Here is a 20,009-nt window from a genome sequence, read left to right as displayed (position 1 = left end):
AAAGTTGTTTTGGCAGTAGTATAAAATGTCTGATGCCGCCACTGTTGAGGCGCAAAACCTTGCGTTTTGGCTCTATGGAACGATTGGGAACGCCAAGCGCAAGGTATTGCGTCTCAACAAAAGGCTTTCTCCCAACCATCATACATTTTATACAACAACTGTTATTTCTAAGGCTTGTGGCAGCCCATGATGTCATGCCAAAAGCAGAGGCAGGAACCAGTTAAAGCCACTCCACGCAAAAACCTGAAGTTTAAACTGGTTCATACCCACTTATATTTTGATTTTACCACATATTCAGATTATTTTGCATACCGCATAAAATACGTTTACTACATACATGGCATTAATTAACAAGATTCGGGAGAGGTCAGGCTTTGCTATAGGTGCAATCGCCATCGGCTTGCTCATTTTCATTGTGTTGGGAGATTTGTTGGGGCCTAACTCCAACCTGTTCGGAAACAACACCACAGTAGGGGAGATTGCCGGGCATGAAGTGTCTGTGCAGGAGTTTGAAGCCTTGTTTGACGAAGCCAGAAACAATTACGCCTCGCAGTATGGCCGTCAGCCGGGTGAGGCCGAGATGGCTTCTTTGCGCGAGCAGACCTGGAACCAGTTGGTGTTCAAATACGCCTTCGCTGATGAGTTTGAGGAAGCCGGTTTGGGTATTTCAGACGATGAGCGCTTTGACATGGTACAGGGCCGCAACGTGCACCCCGCCCTCAAGCAGATGTTCACCAACCCGCAGACCGGTCAGTTTGACGTGGCCCAAGTGAAGCAGACGTTGGCCAACCTGGGCAACCTGCCCGAGGAGCAACGGAACGCCTGGCGCAAGTACGAGGAAGATTTGGCGCAAGACCGCCTTCGGAACAAATACTATAACCTGTTCACGTTCTCTAACTACGTGACCACCGAAGAAGCCAAGCGTTACAACACTGAGCAGAACGCCAAAGCCAGCATCAACTACCTGTTCATCCCGTATTTCAGTATTGCAGACTCTACCATTAAGGTAACTGATGACCAGCTGAGCCAATACCTGAACAACAACAAGAAGAAGTTTGAGGTGGAGGCCGGCCGTTCTATTACGTACGTAACTGTGCCGGTGGCCCCGTCTAAAGAAGACAGCACCGCGTACCAGCAGAGCACCGCCGCCCTTACGTCTGATTTCGCCACCACCCAGAATGATTCTCTGTTTGTGAAAGCTGAGTCTGACACGCCTTACAACGGCGCCTATGTACCCGTGAGTGATTTGCCTGAAGACCTGAAAAAGCAAAGCCTGGAGATGGGCAAAGTGTACGGTCCGTTTGTGCAGAACGGTACGTTTAGCCTTTACAAAATCACCGGCACCAAAGACGGAGGTGCCGCCTCTGCCCGTGCCAGCCACATCTTGATCAAGCCAGATAACGCCACCCCAGAAGCCAAAGCCGCGGCCAAAACCAAAGCCCAGGGCATTTTAACCCAGATCAGAGGCGGCGCTGACTTCGCGCAGATGGCCCTGCAACACGGCACAGACGGAACTGCCTCAGTAGGCGGTGACCTGGGCTGGTTTACAGAAGGCCGCATGGTACCGGCGTTTGAGAAAGCAGTGTTTGGTGCCACCAGCGCCGGCTTGCTGCCAAACCTGGTTGAGACCGACTATGGTTACCACATCATCAAAATCACCAACCCTAAGACTACCAGAACCTACCAGGTGGCCCAGGTGACCCGCACCATCTCACCAAGTGACAACTCACGTGAGTTTGCCTTCAGCCGTGCCAGCGAAATTGCCTCTAACAGCAATAACCTGGAAAGCTTTGAGAAAACCATCACCGCGCAGAAAGGCCTGAGCAAAACAGAAGCCAAGAACATCACCGCAGACAGCCGCAGCGTGAACAACCTGCAGAACGCCAGAGAACTGGTGCGCTGGGCCTTCTCTGAAGACACCAACGTAGGCGATGTGTCACATGTGATCACCATGGATGACCAGTACGTGGTGGCCGTTTTAACCAACAAGCGCGAGAAAGGCACTGCTAAACTGGAAGACGTGCGTGATGAACTCACCATGGCCGTGCGCAATGAATTGAAAGCGAAGAAAATCAAAGAGAAACTGGGTACTATTTCCGGTACCTTGGGGCAGGCTGCCGCCAAGTACGGCCCAGACGCCATTGCCCGCCCAGCCTCTGACATTTCATTTGCGGCTGCCAACGTGCCCGGCATGGGCATGGAGCCAGTGGCCATTGGCAGAGCGTTCGGTCTGAAGCCTGGCCAGCGCACCCCCGCCATTGACGGCGAAGGTGGCGTAGTGGTGGTAGAATTGACCAACATCACGCCCGCGCCGCCGGTATCTGACCTGGCCACTGCCAAAAAGCAAGTGCAGGACATCAGATCAGGCCGTGTGCAGGCTGCCATCTACGAGGCCGTTAGAAAGAACGCCAAGGTAGAAGACAACCGCGTTCGTTTCTTCTAAGAAGCCATTCTACACAAAAAGGCGAGAGCCGCACTTTCTACAGTGCGGCTCTTGTTGTTTCCGAGGAAACTGTTTTCGGGCTCATTTCTGAAAATGAGCTCATAAACGTATATTGAATACCTGAAATTTACGTTACCCAAAATACGGCATAGCAGTTCTGTCATGATGAGAAGGTTGTTGATTTGTTGGCTTTTATGCGCGGGCTGTCTCACGGCCAGTCTGGCGCAGGGCGTACCGGAGCAGATGGCCCTGGCCAAAGAATACCTGCGGCAAGGCGATTACCAGAAAGCCGAAACCCTGCTGGCCAAACTGGTGGAGCAAGACGTGCAGTTTGGCTTGGTGTACCCAGATTACCTCAAGACCCTGCTGGCGCTGCGCAACTTCAAAGAAGCCGAAAAACTGGTGAAGCGCGCCCAGAAGAAATACCCCAACGTGCCCAACTATATCATAGATGAAGGCAAGGTGCTCCAAGCCGCGGGCAACGCCCCCGCCGCCGAGAAACTCTACGCCAAAGTAGTGCTGTCTACCACCCCAGAGAATGTGTACGGCGTGGCCAACGCGTTCCAGCAGACCGAAATGTTTGACTACGTGGAACAGGTGTATCTGCGTGCCCGGCAACTGTCTGGCAATGAAAAGAACTTTGCCGGGCAGCTGTTGCAGATCTACGCCTACCAGCGCAAGCATGATCAATTGATTGACGAAGTGCTGAAGCAGGTGAAAAGTACCGCCGTGCCTTTGACTTACGCCCAGAACTTGCTACAGAACACGCTCCGCGAAGAAGAAGCCCTCAACAAGCTGGAACAGCGCCTCATGACCGAGGTACAAACTGACCCCGACGCCAGCTCCGTGCAGGAGCTTTTGATCTGGGTATTGGTGCAACGCAAAGACTTCGCGCCCGCGCTCTTACAGGCCCGCGCGTTGGATAGGCGTACCCAAGGTGGCGGGGCCCGCGTGCTTTCCCTCGCCGACATCAGCCTGCGCAACAAAGATTTTGAGACCGCCATTGACGGTTATACCTACGTGATGCAGCAATACCGCACCGGCGAGTATTACCCCGTGGCCCGCCACCGCATCATACAGGCCCGCGAAGAGCAGGTCAAGAACACGTTCCCGCTGAACAAAGAGAAAATGAAGCTGCTGGCCCAGGACTATGAAAGCCTGCTGCAGGAACTGGGCCGCTCTGAACGTACGGCCAACATCATCAAAAGCCTGGGCGAGCTGCAGGCCTTTTACCTGGACAACCAGCAAACCGCCATGCAAAACCTGCAGGCCGTCATTGCCATGCCCCGCGCCCAGCCAGACGTAGTCGCCGAAGCCAAATTAGCCCTAGCTGATGTGTACTTGCTGCGCGGCGAGCCCTGGGAAACTACTTTGCTCTACAGCCAGGTAGAGAAAACGCACAAAGAACAGCCCCTGGGCCACGAAGCCAAACTCCGCAACGCCCGCCTCAGCTATTACAAAGGCGAATTCGAACTGGCCCAGAGCCACCTGGACATCCTCAAACTAGCCACCAGCCGCGAGATTGCCAATGACGCCCTCAGCCTGAGCTTATTGATTATTGACAACACTGGCCTGGACACCACAGCAGCTGCGCTCAAAGAGTACGCCGCCATAGATTTCCTCATCTTCAAAAACCAGCACCCTGAGGCCTTGCTGGCACTAGATGAACTCCTAAAAAAATACCCCGGCCACAGCCTCACCGACGAAATCTATTTCAAGAAAGCCGAACTGTTCCAAACCCTGGGCCGTTTTGACGAAGCCGCGCAGAACTTCCAGCTTATTCTGGACCACCCCAAAGCCGATATTCTCTCTGATGACGCGCTCTACCTGCTGGCCAAACTGAACGAGGAAAACCTGAAGCAGCCCCAGAAAGCGCAGGAACTCTACAGCCAACTCCTCACCAAACACCCCGGCAGCGTCTTCGTGGCCGAGGCCCGCAAGCGGTTAAGAAAGCTGAGGGGAGATAAAGTATAGGGAAGGGATTTCCGTTTTCGAGCTCGTTTCTGGAAACGGAGCCGAAAAAGGGAAAGGGCTATAAGATTTTCTGAAGTTATTATTCTACTTCACCATAATCCCCGGATTCACCTGCTTCAGCCTCTCAATAAACTCCTGCTGCCTACTCGGCGAAATGTAAACCTCGTCCCACTTGCCGAAATGCACCACCAGGCCATTAAAGCCCAGCGCCGGCCGTAGGCCAGACCACAGCCGTTCATGCTGTTTCTGATGTCTTGGATAGGGATTCGGCTGTGCAGGGGGCCGCAGCGGTAGGAAAGGTGGTTGCCCGCTACAAGGTAATACGTCCCGAACCAGGTCCAGAGCAGGAAGCCAATAGTGAGAAACAGGAAGACGCCTTTGGTAATGCTCCCTACCACAGAAGAACCGGTGAGCATATCTTGCACAAATACAAACACCAGCAGCAAAGAGGTGCCCCAGATGACCAAAGTAATCAGCCAGCTTTTAGAGGAAGTAAACGTGACAGGCGCCATGGCGGTAAAGATGAACTACCCCAAGATATTAATTTCCACCACGTGAAAGTACGTTTTCGGGCTCATTTCCAGAAACGGAGCCGAAAACGCTAATCCCGGAAGAAGATGAACAAGATGGCCAGGAATAGAAAAAAGGAGAGGTACATAAGCCCGTCTACCAGGCCATAGTCTTTGTATTTGTGGTAAATTTCTTTCAGTCTTTTCATGCGCGTGCGGTAAAGAGAGCCGGATATTATTTCTTGAAAACGAAGAGGCTGCCAAACGAGTGCCCGCATCTGTCCTAGATTTCGTATTTTTGCGCCTCGTTCACAGATGAAACCGCAGCAACACAGAGCCGATGCAGAAACGATGGGTAGTAAAGGAAGCGCCGGACGCCGCAAAAGTACAGAATTTAATAGACAGCCTGAGCATTGGGCCAACGCTGGCCAGCATTCTTTGCCAACGGGGCGTGTGCACCTTTGAGGAAGCCAAGGAGTTTTTCAGGCCGTCTTTAACAGATTTGCCAGACCCCTTCCTGCTCAAAGACATGGACAAGGCCGTCGCGCGGCTGGTGCAGGCCCTGCATGCGCAGGAGAAAATCATCATCTACGGCGATTATGACGTGGACGGCACTACTTCGGTGGCGTTGGTCTACAGCTTCCTGCAGCCGTTCTTTCAAGACCGAATTGAATACTACATCCCGGACCGTTACGCCGAAGGCTACGGCGTGTCCTTCACCGGCATTGACTACGCCCAGGAACACGGCTACAGCCTGATTATTTCCCTGGATTGTGGCGTGAAGTCCATCGACAAGATTGCCTACGCCAACCAGAAAGGCATTGACTTCATCATCTGCGACCACCACTTACCAGATGACCAATTGCCCGAGGCCGTCGCGGTGCTAGACGCCAAACGCGCGGATTGTCCGTACCCGTACAAAGAACTGGCCGGCTGTGGCGTGGGCTTCAAGTTCATGCAGGCCTTCTGCCAGGACCAGGGCTTTGACCAGGAACCACTTTTTCAACTGCTGGACTTGGTAGTCATCAGCATTGCCGCCGACATTGTGCCCATCACCGGCGAAAACAGAATCTTGGCCTACCACGGCCTGCAACGCCTGAACAAAGCCCCGTTGCGCCCCGGTCTGCAAGCCCTCAAAGAATTAGCTGACTTAAAAGAGGAGCTGGACATCACGCAAATCGTCTTCGGGTTCTCACCAAGAATTAATGCCGCTGGCCGCATGGGCGATGCCAAACGGTCGGTGGCTATGTTGTTGGCCAAGACCAAGGATGATGCGTTCAACCTGGCGGCCAACATCAACGTCTCCAACTCAGAGCGTCGCGGGCATGACACCAGCATCACCAAAGAGGCCCTGCAGATGATTGAGGACGATGACTTCCTGCGCAGCGCCCGCTCCACGGTCTTGTTCAAGGAAACTTGGCACAAAGGCGTGGTGGGCATTGTGGCCAGCCGTTGCATTGAGAAATATTACCGCCCCACCATCATCCTCACCGAATCCAACGGCAAAGCCACGGGCTCGGCGCGTTCCGTACACGGGTTTGATGTGCACCAGGCTATTCTGGCGTGTTCAGACTTGCTGGACCAGTTTGGCGGCCATATGTACGCGGCGGGTTTGACCATGCCCGTGGAAAACGTGCCCGCGTTCCGGGAGAAGTTTGAGCAGATTGTGGTCAGCACCATTCTGGAGGAGCAGCGCGTGCCCATGGTAGAGATTGACACCACGCTGGACTTCAACCAAATTAACCAGAAGTTCTTTAATATTCTCAAGCAGATGGAGCCGTTCGGGCCGGGCAACATGGCGCCCGTGTTCATGAGCACCTGCGTGTATGACACCGGCTCGGCGCGCGTAGTAGGCGATGCCCACCTCAAACTCCGCCTCACCCAAGACGGCGACACCTCCTTTGACGCCATCGCCTTCGGCATGGCCGAGTATTACCCGCGCATTCTCAAAGGCATTCCGTTTGATGTCTGCTACTGCGTGGAGGAAAATGTGTTCCGGGGTAACGTTACGCTGCAGCTAAGAGTGAAAGACATCCGCTTTGCGGAATAGATACTTGTTGGGTATTTCCCTGAATCCCGTTTCCGGCCCCGTTTCCAGAAATGAAGCCGAAAACGGGATTTTTATGTGCTGAATTCTACTGTTGGACTTCCCTTCTATGGCGCGGAAGTTACTTCCGTGAATTTCTTAGAAGTAGCCGAAAGACACGGAGGTAACTTCCACGCCATATCTGCACGCATTCCGTCCCCCTTTGAAGGGGGTAGGGGGATGAATTACTTCTGCTGACTTCAACATTTCTCTGCTATATCTGCCGCAAGTTTAGCGTTAGCGTAACTTGTGGCTTGCCCATTGAGTGAGTTTATCAACTCACCTACCTGTATATACTTACAACGTGTTTCACCGCATTTACGCTAGCGCTAAACTTGCGGCAGGCGAGATGCTTCGTAGAGACGCAACACTTTGCGTCTCCCGCGTATGGCAACAGTTTTGTTCCATAGCACTAAGACGCAAAGTATTGCGTCTCTACAATCTGCAAGATTAACCATCCCGGGTCTTCAAAGGGGACGAAATGCGTTTTCCTTCCTTCCTTCCTAAGCAGAATTTCCGTTTTCGGCTTCATTTCCTGAAACGAGGCCAAAAACGCAACTCCTATCACAAAACCAAGGGCATGCAAACGGCACCATTACCCAAATCTGGCGTGAATCTGCTATCTTACTCGCCTCAAACGACCAAACAACCTACTTTATGAAATCCATACCTATGCTGGTGGGGATGCTGTTGACCGCCGGGGCCATGGGCACGGCACAGGCGCAGCAGACGCCCGCCAAGAAACCCCTCACGCATGACGTCTATGACCTCTGGAAAAGCGTGGACGGTGATTCGCTCTCCCATGACGGGAAGTTTCTGCTGTATGCCGTGAACCCGCAGGACTGCGACGGGGTGCTGCACCTGCGCAATTTAACCCAGAACAGCAGCAAGCAGTTCCCGCGCGGGTACCGGCAGGCGTTTACGGCCAATAACCAGTTTGCCGTGTTCCAGGTGAAACCGCAGGCCGCCGTGGTGCGCCAGGCCAAGCTGAAGAAAAAGAAAGCGGAAGAAATGCCGAAAGACTCGCTGGCGATTCATAACTTGGAGAACGGCACTACGCAGCACGTGGCCCGGGTGAAAAGCTTCAAGCTGCCCTCCCAAAACGGCGAGTGGCTGGCCTATCACCGCGAGGCACCTTTGGCCAGCGCCAAGCCAGCCGCCCGAGATACCACCAAAGCCAAAATGGCAACACCAACGCCAGCTGCCCCACCGGCTAGAGCTGGAGCCAGAGGCGGGGCCAGCGCAGCCGACCCAACAGAACTGGTGCTTCGGCATTTGCCCACGGGCCAGGAATACAAATTTGACCGGGTAACCGATTATCTGTTCGCGGAGAAAGGCAACCTGCTGTACTTTGTGCAGGCGGCCAAAGACTCGCTCAAGGCGGGTGTGTCGGCGTTCAACACGTCTTCGCGCAGCACTACGTCTATTGACAGCGGCCGGCAAGTTTATAAAAACCTGGCTACGGACCGTTCTGGCGAACAATTGGCCTTTGTGGCTAGCAAAGACAGCGCGAGCAAAGACCTCAAGTACTTCCAACTCTACCACTGGACCACCAAAGACCGCAGCGCGAAGGTGCTCGCTGACACCGCCTACAAAGGCATGCCCGCCCGCTGGATGGTGAGCGAACACGCGCAGCTGGGCTTCAATGATAAAGGCGACCGCCTGTTCTTCGGGACGTTCCCCAGGCCAACGCAGTACGAGAAAGACACCACTAAACTGGAAGAGGAAAAAGTAAACCTGGATGTCTGGACCTACCGTGACCCCTTGATTCAGCCTATGCAGTTGAAAGGCCTGGAGCGCGAACAGAAGCGGTCGTTCATGGCGGTGTATGACCTGAAAGGCAAGAAAATGGTACAACTGGCCTCGCCCGAAATCCCGGATATTTACCTCAACCCGGGCCGCAGCGCCGATGTGGCCGTGGGCATCAGCAACGTGAATTACTTGTTGAGCGTGGGCTATGACACGCCATCACGGCAAGACGCGTGGCTAATTGACCTGAAAGACGGCAGCAAGCGCCTGGCCATTAGAGACACCCGGGGCACGCCGCGTTTGTCGCCGGCCGGGAAGTTTTTGTATTGGTATGAGCCCCAGGACAGTTCCTGGAAAGCCATGTCTGTGAAAGCCAACGTGCCCACCAACCTTACCAAGAAACTGAGCGTGCCGTTCTATGACGAGCAGAACGATGTGCCTTCTTTGCCAGATGATTACGGCCTCACCGGCTGGACCAAAGATGACGCCTATTTGCTGGTGAATGACCGCTATGACATCTGGCGCCTGGATCCCACCGGGAAAAACGCTGCCGTGAACATCACAGATGGTTTCGGCCGGCAGAACAAGTTGCAGTTCCGGTACATGAGCCTACGACCCAGCCAACGCGTGATTCCGGTAGATGAAAGAATCATGCTGCGCACCCTTGATTTGAAGAGCAAGAACTCGGGCTTTTACACAGACCACGTAACCGCTTCGGGGGCGCCGCAGAAAGTGTTGATGGAAGCCTACAATTACTCCGGGGTTCGCAAAGCCAGGAACAGCGACCGCGTTATCTTCAGGAGAAGCACGTTTCAGGAGTACGGCGATGTGTGGGTGAGCGACACCAAATTTGAGTCTCCGCAGAAAGTGAGCAACGCCAACCCACAGCAGAGTGAGTACCTCTGGGGAAGCGTGGAGCAGGTAGACTGGAAATCGGCGGACGGGATTCCGTTGGACGGGCTGTTGTTCAAACCAGAGAATTTCGACCCGAAGAAAAAGTACCCCATGCTGGTGTATTTTTATGAACGTAACGCTGAAACGCTGCATAATTACCGTGCGCCTGCGCCCAGCGCGTCTACCATCAACATTGCGCTGTTCGTGAGTCAGGGTTACCTGGTGTTTGTACCGGACATTGTGTACAAAGACGGCTACCCCGGCGAGAGCGCTTATAACTGCATTGTGCCCGGCGTGCAGGCCTTGGTGGCGAAGGGTTTTGTGGACGAGAAGAACATGGCTATTCAAGGGCAGAGCTGGGGCGGATACCAAGTGGCCTATTTGGTGACCCGTACCAACCTGTTCAAAGCGGCCATGGCAGGCGCGCCGGTGAGCAACATGACCAGCGCCTACGGCGGAATCAGGTGGGAAAGCGGCATGAGCCGTCAGTTCCAGTATGAGCGCACGCAGAGCCGCATTGGCGGTACACTGTGGGAGAAACCCATGCAGTTCATTGAGAATTCGCCGCTGTTCTATGCGCCTAAGATTGAGACGCCACTTATGCTGATGCACAATGACAACGACGGCGCCGTTCCGTGGTACCAGAGCATTGAAATGTTCATGGCGCTGCGCAGGCTCAACAAACCCGTCTGGATGGTGGTTTACAACGGCGAAGGCCACAACCTGATGCAACGCAAAAACCGCAAAGACCTATCAGTGCGCATGAGCCAGTTCTTCGACCATTACCTGAAAGGCGCGCCCGAGCCCGCCTGGATGAAGAAAGGCGTTCCCAACTTAGTCAAAGGCAAGGAATACGGCCTTGAACTGCTGGAGGAACCGGCTACCGCCACGCCAGCCCCAGGGCAGCAACCTGGCAATCCTACTACGAATCCCACTACGGTGCCAGCTTCGCAGCGCTAAGCCGTTTTCGGGCTCCATTCTGGAAATGGACGCCAAAACGCCCGGCTTCTCCTAGGAGAGGCCGGGCGTTTTTCATGTGGTAGATTTATGAATACGTGCTATAACAATGAAACCCGTTTTCAGGCTCTGTTTCTGAAATGAGGCTAAAACAAGAGAAGATTAAAGTAATAGCACGAAGAAATATTAATCAGTAGTCATCATAAGAATATCTAAATATCCTTATATTTAAGAAACTAGACAAAGTCTTCTATCAGCTTACTTCAAATTCTTTTCACTGCGACATACTTTGGCATACCCTGGCCATACTTTTGAAAACACAACAACAGCGAAGCCGAAAACTGACTTGAGTAGGCACAGACTTTTATTTCATATCGAATGCCAAATTTTTATTGTAAATATTGCGGAACAAAATCATCTAGTGTTTCAAGTCTAACATCTGGCTCCTGTTCAAGGCACCCGCTAGGAGCTAATAAAGGCAAACATACCCTGTATGAGGGAAGCGAAAAGTCTCAATACACCTGCAAGCTCTGTGGCACCAAGTCTTCCAGTATCTCTAGCCTAACCAGTGGTTCCTGTAGTCGCCATCCGAACGGAGCTAACAAAGGCAAGCACGAGCCAGCCATGTAATGGGAGCGTCTTTCACAGCCATTGATTTTGAGACCGCCCAAGGCAAGCGGCATAGCATCTGTCAGGTGGGCTTGGTGCGGGTAGAACAGGGCGAGGTGGTGCAGACTATCAACCAATTGGTTTATCCGCCGGACAACTATTACTTCTACAAGAACATTGAGATACATGGCATTACACCTGAACGCACCTGCACGGCTCCCACGTTTGCAGAGGTTTGGTCAGTGTTAAAGCCCCACATACACGGCCAGACGGTAGTGGCCCACAATGGAGCCTTCGACTTCAGCTGCCTACAGCAAACCTTGGCGCATTACCAAATGCCGTCCCCTAGGTTTGAGCAGAAATGCACCTATAAGATTTACGGAGGGGATTTGGCCAGCTTGTGCAGGCAGCACCAGATTACATTGAACCACCATGACGCGCTGAGTGACGCTATGGCATGTGCGGAGTTGTATTTGAGGTATTTGAAGAGATAGATAAAAGATGGCAAAGAGTAATTTTAAGACAGTAGGGGAATATCTTTCATTAGGCAAGAAATTCATTATCCCCAATTACCAGCGCGGCTATAAATGGGGCGTTCCTGAGAAAGATAAATGCGCGGTGGGAGTATTGATGGGAAGTCTATTAGATGCTTTTTCAATAAAAAAGCCACAGTACTTCTTACAGGGTGTGACCGTATCTGAGACAGACAGAGGGATAGTATTGATTGATGGGCAGCAGCGCACCACCACGCTATTTCTGCTCTTGTGTTATCTCCAATGTACAACCCTTAGGAAGCTTACTATAGAATATCAAATCAGGGAAAAGTCAGAAACCTTTTTGAGGGGATTAGTCGGCAAAAGCCAAGAGCAATTAGTAGAGGCTGACAATCCAGAAGAGGATTACCAAGATATCTATTATTTCAAAAAGGCGCTAAGAACCATAAAGGATGAACTAGATGATAAGGACGATCAAACAGCGGGTTTCCTTAGTAGGTTTAATCAATACGTATTGCACCAAGTGCATCTCCTGTACATCGTTATTCCTGAATCAAAAGCAATTAGAACTTTTACCATGATGAACGGCCATAAGGCTAACATGAAAGATGGTGAATTGATAAAAGCTGAACTGTTACGTCTCATCTCACTGCCGCCAGAGGCAGAGAACGCCACAATTCCAGCCACTGTTGACGATGCTCTTGCTGCCATAAGCGGCACCTTCGCCATGGAATGGGACATAAATGCGCTCAGGAGCAAATATGCCCGTGAATGGGACAAATGGCAATACTGGTGGAACAGGAAAGAGATAAGGATTTTTTTTACATCTAATGAGGATTCTGTAGTGCGGCTTGAAAGAATATATTTTCTTTCTAAGATTCAAGACCAAGAATTTACATTTGACAACTTCAAGAATGCCTTTTTACAAAAAAAAGATAAGGCTAAGAAGACATTCGCTGGATTAAGGAACTTGCAAAAGGCTTTTGAAGACTGGTATAACGATCCTATCACGTATAACAGTTTAGGGCTTGTTCTGCAATCAAGTTCTGATAAAGAAAAATCAATCTTAAGCTTTCTAAAATTTGCATCACAAAACTCAAGGTCAAAACAAGATTTTCAAGAGTATGCAAAGTGGCTACTGCTTAATGTAGACATAAGTGAAGAAAGCGATTTGGCTAAGAGGAAAAAGGAAGCAGCTGAGGTAGTCCATAATCTTCTATCTGGGCCAGATGTTTACAATGTTGCTACAGGAGATGCTTATAAGCAGCTGTTAAGGCTGAATGTGTTAAAATTAGGCAATAGAAAATTCGATTTTAGTGCCTATACAAATAAAAGCCTCGAACATATTTGGTCTCAGTCAAAAGGTAGCCTCCCTGAGCATTATTCTGGTACTATACTTGATAAAACTTTATCTATGCACTGTATAGGCAACTTGGTGTTGCTTGAAGGATATATTAACTCCGCGCTCAGCAACAAGCCATTCAAAGAAAAAAAGGAAATATTATTTGAAAAAATAAAGAGGGGATCATTATTAATGCACACGCTACAGGTGTTCTCAAAGACTTTTGGAAAAGCAGACGATAAAAACGCAATGCTTGACTTAACTCACGATTGGGGCCCTTCAGACATAGCGAACAATAAAACACAATTCCTTACAGAGTTTAAGAATTATTATGGCCTTAATTAATACAAGAATGGTAAGTGGGGAAAATTATTCAATAGCCGAGCTATTCAGTGGAAACAAGAAAATTGTTATTCCTGACCTGCAACGTGATTACTGTTGGGGAGACAAGGCACACGGTAATAATAAGAAGAACCAAGTTGAGTTAGTGTCTGGCTTTGTGGATAGTCTTATTGAAATGTCTAATGCCACAGATGCAGGCAAAGAAGACCAGTTGCTTGGCTTGTTATATGCTTATGAGCACCCTGTCAACCATATTCAGCTGTGTGATGGGCAGCAACGATTGACGACCCTTTACTTGCTATTAGGTGTCCTTAACCAACAGACGGGGCAGGCGTTCAGGAAATATTTAATTAAGGATGAGTACAAAGCAGGAAAGGAAGAAATAGAGGATGATGATAGCCTTAGCGAGGCAGAACCTTTTCTACAATACGCCATTCGGGAAAGCACATTATATTTTCTGGATGATCTTGTGAATAAATATTTTATCAGAGATAACAACCATAAAGCAGTTGAAATCAAAAAACAAGTATGGTATTTCGCAGAATATGACGCAGATCCCAGCATTCAGAGCATTATTAGTGCTTTAGCTATAATTGAAGGAAAACTGAAAGAAATAAACGACTACTTAGCCTTTGGGGAATTCATCTCTTCAAAATTAAAATTCCTTTATTATGACATGGGCTCCCGCCTAAATGGCGAAGAGACTTTTGTAGTCATTAACACCACTGGAGAGCCTCTCACAGCTACAGAAAACTTAAAACCCGCATTGATAGGAGGAATAAAAGATGTAAGAGAAAGAGAAGGATATAGTAAGATTTGGGAAGAATGGGAGACATTTTTTTGGAGGAATAGAATAAAAATTGAGAGTACAGCAGATTTAGGATTAAACGAATTCCTTACTTGGTTTCTAAAGATTAAAACCAAAACAGAGGATATTAAATCCCTCAAAGGCATAAATAGCTCTGATCTAGGATCGCTGGAGATATACTTTCAGTCGTTTAAGGAACTCTTAATGCTGGTAAAAGAATCTGAAAAGATTAGGTTAGTTTTAAATTCCGTAAGCCGAAATACTCTAGACATAACATCGGATAAGTCTATAATTAAATATTTAAGGGACTTTCCTAAAACTGAGAAACAAGAACAGCAGAAGATACTACTACCACTTTTGCATTTTATGACAATTGTGAGTCAGGGCGAAAATGATGTCTATCAATTCTTGCGGAGGCTCAGAAAGAATTACTATGACTCTATAAGGAATGGTAGAAAAGGGAATTACGTTGACTGGCGTTATATTATAGAGATAATAAACACATGTGTAGCAAAGGGACTAAAAAATCTGACAAATATTTTAACTTTCAATGAACTAGAAAGTATAAAAAAGATACAGGATATACAGGTAAGGGTTTGGTATAATGATGAAGAAGTCATAAAAGATAAGTTAAAAGAAACTGATAGAGAAATATTGGAAGAATGGGAGGATCATACCCATTTTATGGGAGACTTAACCCCCTTATTAAAAGTAACTAATAGAAAGAACGGATATCAGTTAGATGTAGAAAAGGTGTTTTGCGTAAAAGAGCTTCAATTGTATTTTGTTACCTATTGCCAATTTATTTCTATTAAGCAGCAGCCAAGTAATAACTTACTTAAAAACCAATATTATTTATTCAGGCTATGTTGTGATTACGATTCAAATGATTTTTATACTAGTGAGTACGGATGGTTTAGATGCATTCAAGAAAATAGGAAGGATTTGCATACCAAAGATTGGTTCTTTCCTATTTGGGAACAGCTATTAGAGGGTAATTGGGGTGCTCTTCTAGAAAATATTAACCGTAATATATTTATTTATACTATATACAATAAAGATTTAAATGATAGTGTTTTATTTAAGAATGATCTTTTAAATACTAGTAAAAAGACAATAGATAAATTCAGTTTTGAGGAATTTGAAAATGAAAGGCTTAAAGATTGGGGGTCGTATTCACATGCATTGTCAATAATATTTGTGTTAATGTATTTTGAGGTGAGCCTTAATAAGGAGAAAAGATTGAATGTTCCGCAAGATTTAAAGCAAATAGGTTTTAGGTTATTTAACGAGTCGGTTTCTGAAGATCTTAGATTCCGGTTCGGAAATATAACTCTTGCTTTTCATAAAGCAGGGAGCAAATATATCTATCCAGATTATTTTGAGTTAATGAAGAAGATAGAGACTATTCGGAAGAAAGAAAATAGAACTGAAGGTCAAATTATAGAGGTTTGCAGTTTTTTCGACACTTTTATTAAAAGCAGTTCATTATTGGAATCTATAGTTGAAGAAATAGAATCAACCCAAGAAATTGGCTAAATTAACCCACCCCATGTCCAAAAAAGGCTTCATCTCCCGCTACCTGCTTATCATCAAAAAGCTCAAGGCCACGCCCTACGTGACCTTGGCTGAGTTGCAGCGGTACGTGGAGCGGGAGGTGGCCTATTTACAGCACCGCGATGACACGCTCCAGATTGGCGTTTCTGAGCGGACCATGGTGCGCGATATCAAAGACATCAGGAACCTGTTTGGGGTAGAGATTGCCTATGACAAGAAGGAAAAAGGCTATGCCCTGCTCCAGACCGAGGCGGATGACCTGAATTTCCAGCGCATGTTAGAAGCCTTTGACTTGTTCAGTTCCCTGCACGGGGCCCAGGAGGGCGCGCCGTACGTACAGGTGGAGAAACGCCGCCCACAGGGCACAGAAAACCTGCACGGGTTGCTGCACGCCATTAAAAACAGGCTATTGATTACGTTTACCTACCACAAGTTCTGGGAAGACCATGTGAGCCAACGCACGGCAGAGCCGTATGCGCTCAAAGAGTTCAGAAACCGGTGGTACGTGCTGGCCAGAGACCAGAAAGACCGGCGGGTGAAGAGCTTCGCACTAGACAGGCTTTCTAATCTGCAGATTACCAGCCAAGTGTTCAGGGTGACAGCGCCTTTCAACCCAGAGGAAACCTACCGCCACTGCTTCGGGATTATAAGCCCAGACCACGGGCAGGAACCAGAGGAGGTTATCTTGTCGCTAGACCCTTTCCAGGGCAAATATGTGAAGACCCTGCCGCTGCATAAAAGCCAGCAGGTGCTCTTGGACTCTGAGGACGAACTGCGCATAAAACTGTACCTCTGCGTAACCCATGATTTTGTGATGGAGCTCAAGTCTTTAGGTGCCGAGGTAACCGTACTGCAACCCGCCAGTCTGCAGAAGGAACTCAAACAAACATATTCTGAGGCGCTCGCCAATTACCAATAAAATCCAATTGCCTTCTGCGCCCATAACTAACAGGCATGTTCTTACGTGCCTTGGCTGGCCGCGCTTTTCCCCAAATTCCCATCTACATAAAAAAGAACCACCATGCACACTCCCATAAAAATATCTGCCTTGCCCGTCGGTGCCTTCGGGCGGGCGGTGCAAGCATATCTGTTAGCTAAAGGCGCACCGGGTGTAGAACTGTTATTAGATGCCTGGCCTACTGAACGCGAAACCGGCGCCACAGAAGACCCAGCAGAAGAAGTCCTGTTCATACTTGCCGATTGGCAGGAGGCAGGCCAGGAGAAACTTGCCAAGGTTCTGGGCAGAGGGCAACGGGACCCCAATACCTTCACTGTTGTTGTCACGCTTGAGCCTTTGGGGAATGGAGCCGCAACCAATGGCACGCTGCGCGGGAACAGAGAAGTGGCCGCTGCCGCCGCAGATGCCATGATAGTGCTTCCGGCAACAGGCCTGCCCCAGGCCAATCCTGCCCCTGCCACCCTGCAGGCTATCTATAAAGTAATCACCCACCTCACAGACCTTGCCTTAGATGCGCACAAAGCAGACGTGTCTATTGACTTTGAAGATGTAAAAACCGTGCTCAGGGGAACGGGCTACTCATTTGTGGGCATAGGCCAGGCCTCTGGTGCAGACCGCGCTATGGAAGCAGCTACTCAGGCTATCTCATATCCTTTCATGCGCAAGGAACAGCTAGAAAATTCGGCCAGGGTTCTCTTGAATATTTTCTCAGGCCCTACCACAGAACTGGAGATGGAAGAATTAACCCAGATAACAGACCTGATTCAGGATGCCTGCGGCGATGACTGCGAAGTCATCTTCGGGCACGGCCTGGCAGAGGTGCTTGACCAAGACATTGAGGTGTTCCTGCTGGCCACGCAATAAACGTAAAGCCGCCGTTTTAGGGCTCATTTCTTGAAACGAAGGCAAAAACGCCCGGCTTTTCCCAAGAAGAGCCGGGCGTTTTAATATGGGCATGAGTAGAAATCCAACGGAAGACAATCAGTCATGGACAATTTCCATTTTTGGGCTCATTTTCTGAAATGGAGCCTAAAGCGTTTCTTTCTGGGCTATTACTTCATCAGAAGGAGAAGCAGGTTTTTTCTGCAGACACAGCGAGTTCAGGTCATTGATGTCGCCGTAGAACCAGTTCACGTCTACTGGTAAGGCAATGCCTTTCACGGTGCCTTTCTCAGAATATTGCCAGAACGCCATCTTGTCGGTGGGGTGCAGGTTGGGTTCTTCGTTTTTGTAGCGGGCAATCCAGAAATGGTAGCCTTTGAAATGGCCGCGTAGTTTCTTGTCGTAAAAGCCTTGGTAGGTGTAAATGATGGGTTTTACGCCGTAATGGGCCTCAATGCCGACAAGCCAGGCTTTAATGCGCTGGCGGGCCAAAGCGTCTGGTACATCATGCGCGAAGGTTTCCACGTCCAGCACCGGAGCTAAATCACCAGGCTGCAGGTCCACCACAGATTTGAAATGGGCTATCTGGCTTTCCGCCGAAACCCAGGGCAGGAAGAAATGGTAGGCGCCGCGCTTGATGCCGTGCTTGCGGGAGCTTTCCCAGTTTTTGGCGAAGAAAGGGTCTTTGAGGAAATCGCCTTCAGTGGCTTTCATGAACGCGAAGGCAATGTCAGCGTCTTTCACGTGTTCCCAGTTCACATGCTGCTGGTAACGTGACACGTCAATGCCGTGCAGGTATGACGTAGTATTCAATTTGGCGCTGGGAAGCACCAGACAGCAAACAGTTAGCAACACCGCCGCTTTCACTCCCCTCACTGCTGTCCTGTAAAATGAACTCATAGTAGATAACTAGATGTACTCAAGCTGATTATGAGAAAGTTACGCGGAACCTATTGCATCTGCAAATTTACCCGGAAGGATTATAGCAAGTTGTTGAAAAAATACCAAGAACTAGGTAACCCAAAAGTGACTATATGCGTAGCCGCCTGCTTCTGCGTTAGAGTAGAACAATTGCTACTTATTGCCTAATTTTAGCACATCATGATTTTACGCGCAGAGAGTTTATTCAAGAAATATAAGACCCGCACCGTGGTGAACGATGTGAGTGTGGAGGTGAACCAAGGCGAGATTGTAGGCTTGCTGGGCCCCAATGGCGCCGGAAAAACCACCTCTTTCTACATGATTGTGGGCCTGGTGAAACCCAACGCGGGCAAGATTTTCCTGGACCAGGAAGACATCACGGCCCTGCCCATGTACCGCCGCGCCAAGAAAGGCGTGGGCTACCTGGCGCAAGAGGCCTCTGTGTTCCGGGATTTGACCGTGGAGGAGAACATTCTGGCCGTGCTGGAGATGACCAATAAAACCAAAGCCGAACGCCAGGAAAAAGTAGAGGAACTGCTGGAAGAATTTTCGCTCACGCACGTGCGCAATAACAAAGGCGTGGTCCTTTCCGGCGGAGAACGCCGCCGTACCGAGATTGCCCGCGCCCTGGCCGTTGACCCCAGCTTTGTCTTGCTAGATGAACCGTTTGCCGGCGTAGACCCCATTGCCGTGGAAGAAATCCAGACAATTGTGGCCAAACTCAAGACCAAAAACATCGGCATCTTAATCACCGACCACAACGTGAACGAAACCCTCTCCATTGTAGACCGCGCGTATCTCTTGTTTGAAGGAAAAATCCTGAAATCCGGCACCGCTGAAGAACTCGCCGCCGATGAACAAGTCCGCCGCGTGTACCTGGGCAAGCACTTCGAACTGAAAAGGAAGGTCTAATAAATTGCTGATTGTCAAGTAGACTTTTCTGTTAACACTTCGTGATGACAGATTTTTAAAGTCTAATTAGCTATTAGTTAGCCAAAATTCAAAGAAATATAATAGATGTGTTATTCCATTTATATAGGCACGACTGAAAAGCAAGATGTTGGCAAATTTGTGCCCAATGAAACAGACATCTATTTTGAAGAACTTTCGGAAGAGAAAGAAAAAGGTATTCGACCAAAGTTCAAAAACCCTTTCTTATATTATGTTGGTTCAGACACAAATTGCTCTTGTGGCTTAGTGTTCGACTCTGAAGAGTTTAATAACCCTGAAGAGCAGGACAACAAAAAGTCACCTACTAAACTACTAGAGTTCATAAATAAGCGGACTGAAAATGAAGATTTAGAATTATACTGTTGCTGGGACGGACAATGTGACGACCCAATAAAGGACAGAATAGAACTGGACATCAGAACAATATCGCTCGACAAAAACTACTTTGGCCCAACTTTAAACCAGTTCATTCTATTTAAGAGAAAAAGCTAAAAAGAACTTTGGCTACCAATACCTGAATGCCAGCCTCTGCC

General features: G+C 49.1%; 14 protein-coding genes. 12 read left to right on the top strand and 2 right to left on the bottom strand.

Going from position 1 to position 20,009, the window contains the following annotated elements; all coding sequences use genetic code 11:
- Positions 1 to 337 precede the first annotated feature (337 nt).
- A complete protein-coding gene (locus IMY23_RS13175; RefSeq protein WP_192822529.1) occupies positions 338 to 2,443 on the top strand; it encodes a peptidylprolyl isomerase in 2,106 nt (701 codons plus the stop codon).
- Between the two features lie 162 nt (positions 2,444 to 2,605).
- Entirely contained in the window at positions 2,606 to 4,417 is a 1,812-nt protein-coding gene (locus IMY23_RS13170; protein WP_192822528.1) for a tetratricopeptide repeat protein, read from the top strand.
- An 84-nt stretch (positions 4,418 to 4,501) separates the two neighbouring features.
- Here the strand turns inward: IMY23_RS13170 and IMY23_RS20350 are convergent, their stop codons facing one another.
- Entirely contained in the window at positions 4,502 to 4,603 is a 102-nt protein-coding gene (locus IMY23_RS20350) for a PH domain-containing protein (protein ID WP_370589909.1), read from the bottom strand.
- Between the two features lie 198 nt (positions 4,604 to 4,801).
- On the opposite strand from IMY23_RS20350, the gene IMY23_RS20345 reads away from it, so the two are divergent.
- The 8 genes from IMY23_RS20345 to IMY23_RS13130 all read left to right on the top strand — a co-directional run bounded on the left by IMY23_RS20345 (position 4,802) and on the right by IMY23_RS13130 (position 17,586).
- The gene (locus tag IMY23_RS20345) at positions 4,802 to 4,975 is read left to right on the top strand and encodes a hypothetical protein (RefSeq protein ID WP_370589851.1); all 174 of its coding nucleotides are present in this window, start codon (positions 4,802 to 4,804) and stop codon (positions 4,973 to 4,975) included.
- 291 nt (positions 4,976 to 5,266) lie between these two features.
- Entirely contained in the window at positions 5,267 to 6,976 is a 1,710-nt protein-coding gene (gene recJ / locus IMY23_RS13160) for a single-stranded-DNA-specific exonuclease RecJ (RefSeq protein WP_192822527.1), read from the top strand.
- 693 nt (positions 6,977 to 7,669) lie between these two features.
- Positions 7,670 to 10,615, top strand: coding sequence for a S9 family peptidase (locus IMY23_RS13155; RefSeq protein ID WP_192822526.1), 2,946 nt, complete (start codon positions 7,670 to 7,672; stop codon positions 10,613 to 10,615).
- Positions 10,616 to 11,241: 626 nt separating this feature from the next.
- Positions 11,242 to 11,715 (top strand): 3'-5' exonuclease, encoded by a 474-nt coding sequence (locus tag IMY23_RS13150; RefSeq protein WP_192822525.1) that lies wholly within the window; start codon positions 11,242 to 11,244, stop codon positions 11,713 to 11,715.
- 7 nt (positions 11,716 to 11,722) lie between these two features.
- On the top strand, positions 11,723 to 13,402 hold the full coding sequence (locus IMY23_RS13145; RefSeq protein ID WP_192822524.1) for a DUF262 domain-containing protein: 1,680 nt from the start codon (positions 11,723 to 11,725) through the stop codon (positions 13,400 to 13,402).
- On the top strand, positions 13,389 to 15,746 hold the full coding sequence (locus IMY23_RS13140; protein WP_192822523.1) for a DUF262 domain-containing protein: 2,358 nt from the start codon (positions 13,389 to 13,391) through the stop codon (positions 15,744 to 15,746). The genes IMY23_RS13145 and IMY23_RS13140 overlap by 14 nt, the downstream gene beginning before the upstream one ends.
- On the top strand, positions 15,739 to 16,683 hold the full coding sequence (locus IMY23_RS13135; RefSeq protein ID WP_225986503.1) for a YafY family protein: 945 nt from the start codon (positions 15,739 to 15,741) through the stop codon (positions 16,681 to 16,683). The genes IMY23_RS13140 and IMY23_RS13135 overlap by 8 nt, the downstream gene beginning before the upstream one ends.
- A 102-nt stretch (positions 16,684 to 16,785) precedes the next feature.
- Entirely contained in the window at positions 16,786 to 17,586 is an 801-nt protein-coding gene (locus tag IMY23_RS13130; protein WP_192822522.1) for a hypothetical protein, read from the top strand.
- A gap of 165 nt (positions 17,587 to 17,751) precedes the next feature.
- Here IMY23_RS13130 and IMY23_RS13125 read toward each other — a convergent pair whose 3' ends face one another.
- Positions 17,752 to 18,504 (bottom strand): glycoside hydrolase family 25 protein, encoded by a 753-nt coding sequence (locus IMY23_RS13125; protein WP_192822521.1) that lies wholly within the window; start codon positions 18,502 to 18,504, stop codon positions 17,752 to 17,754.
- A 201-nt stretch (positions 18,505 to 18,705) separates the two neighbouring features.
- Here IMY23_RS13125 and lptB point away from each other — a divergent pair, with 201 nt between their 5' ends.
- Together lptB and IMY23_RS13115 are read left to right on the top strand one after the other, a co-directional pair.
- Positions 18,706 to 19,437 carry an LPS export ABC transporter ATP-binding protein gene (gene lptB / locus IMY23_RS13120; RefSeq protein ID WP_192822520.1) on the top strand — a complete coding sequence of 244 codons (732 nt, stop codon included), beginning with the start codon at positions 18,706 to 18,708 and terminating at the stop codon, positions 19,435 to 19,437.
- A 105-nt stretch (positions 19,438 to 19,542) separates the two neighbouring features.
- The gene (locus IMY23_RS13115) at positions 19,543 to 19,968 is read left to right on the top strand and encodes a hypothetical protein (protein ID WP_192822519.1); all 426 of its coding nucleotides are present in this window, start codon (positions 19,543 to 19,545) and stop codon (positions 19,966 to 19,968) included.
- The last annotated feature ends 41 nt before the right edge of the window (positions 19,969 to 20,009 follow it).

This window comes from Rufibacter sp. LB8, assembly GCF_014876185.1.
In the GTDB taxonomy this organism is placed as follows: Bacteria; Bacteroidota; Bacteroidia; order Cytophagales; family Hymenobacteraceae; genus Nibribacter.
The sequence above is the reverse complement of the archived record's forward strand: the minus strand, read 5'-3'. Positions and strand labels throughout refer to the sequence as shown.

Excerpts from the sequence above, each read along its gene's own strand:
- IMY23_RS13175 (WP_192822529.1), top strand. The coding sequence starts at position 338 with ATGGCATTAATTAACAAGATTCGGGAGAGGTCAGGCTTTGCTATAGGT.
- IMY23_RS13170 (WP_192822528.1), top strand. The coding sequence starts at position 2,606 with ATGATGAGAAGGTTGTTGATTTGTTGGCTTTTATGCGCGGGCTGTCTC.
- IMY23_RS20345 (WP_370589851.1), top strand. The coding sequence starts at position 4,802 with ATGCTCCCTACCACAGAAGAACCGGTGAGCATATCTTGCACAAATACA.
- recJ (WP_192822527.1), top strand. The coding sequence starts at position 5,267 with ATGCAGAAACGATGGGTAGTAAAGGAAGCGCCGGACGCCGCAAAAGTA.
- IMY23_RS13155 (WP_192822526.1), top strand. The coding sequence starts at position 7,670 with ATGAAATCCATACCTATGCTGGTGGGGATGCTGTTGACCGCCGGGGCC.
- IMY23_RS13150 (WP_192822525.1), top strand. The coding sequence starts at position 11,242 with ATGGGAGCGTCTTTCACAGCCATTGATTTTGAGACCGCCCAAGGCAAG.
- IMY23_RS13145 (WP_192822524.1), top strand. The coding sequence starts at position 11,723 with ATGGCAAAGAGTAATTTTAAGACAGTAGGGGAATATCTTTCATTAGGC.
- IMY23_RS13140 (WP_192822523.1), top strand. The coding sequence starts at position 13,389 with ATGGCCTTAATTAATACAAGAATGGTAAGTGGGGAAAATTATTCAATA.
- IMY23_RS13130 (WP_192822522.1), top strand. The coding sequence starts at position 16,786 with ATGCACACTCCCATAAAAATATCTGCCTTGCCCGTCGGTGCCTTCGGG.
- IMY23_RS13125 (WP_192822521.1), bottom strand. The coding sequence starts at position 18,504 with ATGAGTTCATTTTACAGGACAGCAGTGAGGGGAGTGAAAGCGGCGGTG.
- lptB (WP_192822520.1), top strand. The coding sequence starts at position 18,706 with ATGATTTTACGCGCAGAGAGTTTATTCAAGAAATATAAGACCCGCACC.
- IMY23_RS13115 (WP_192822519.1), top strand. The coding sequence starts at position 19,543 with ATGTGTTATTCCATTTATATAGGCACGACTGAAAAGCAAGATGTTGGC.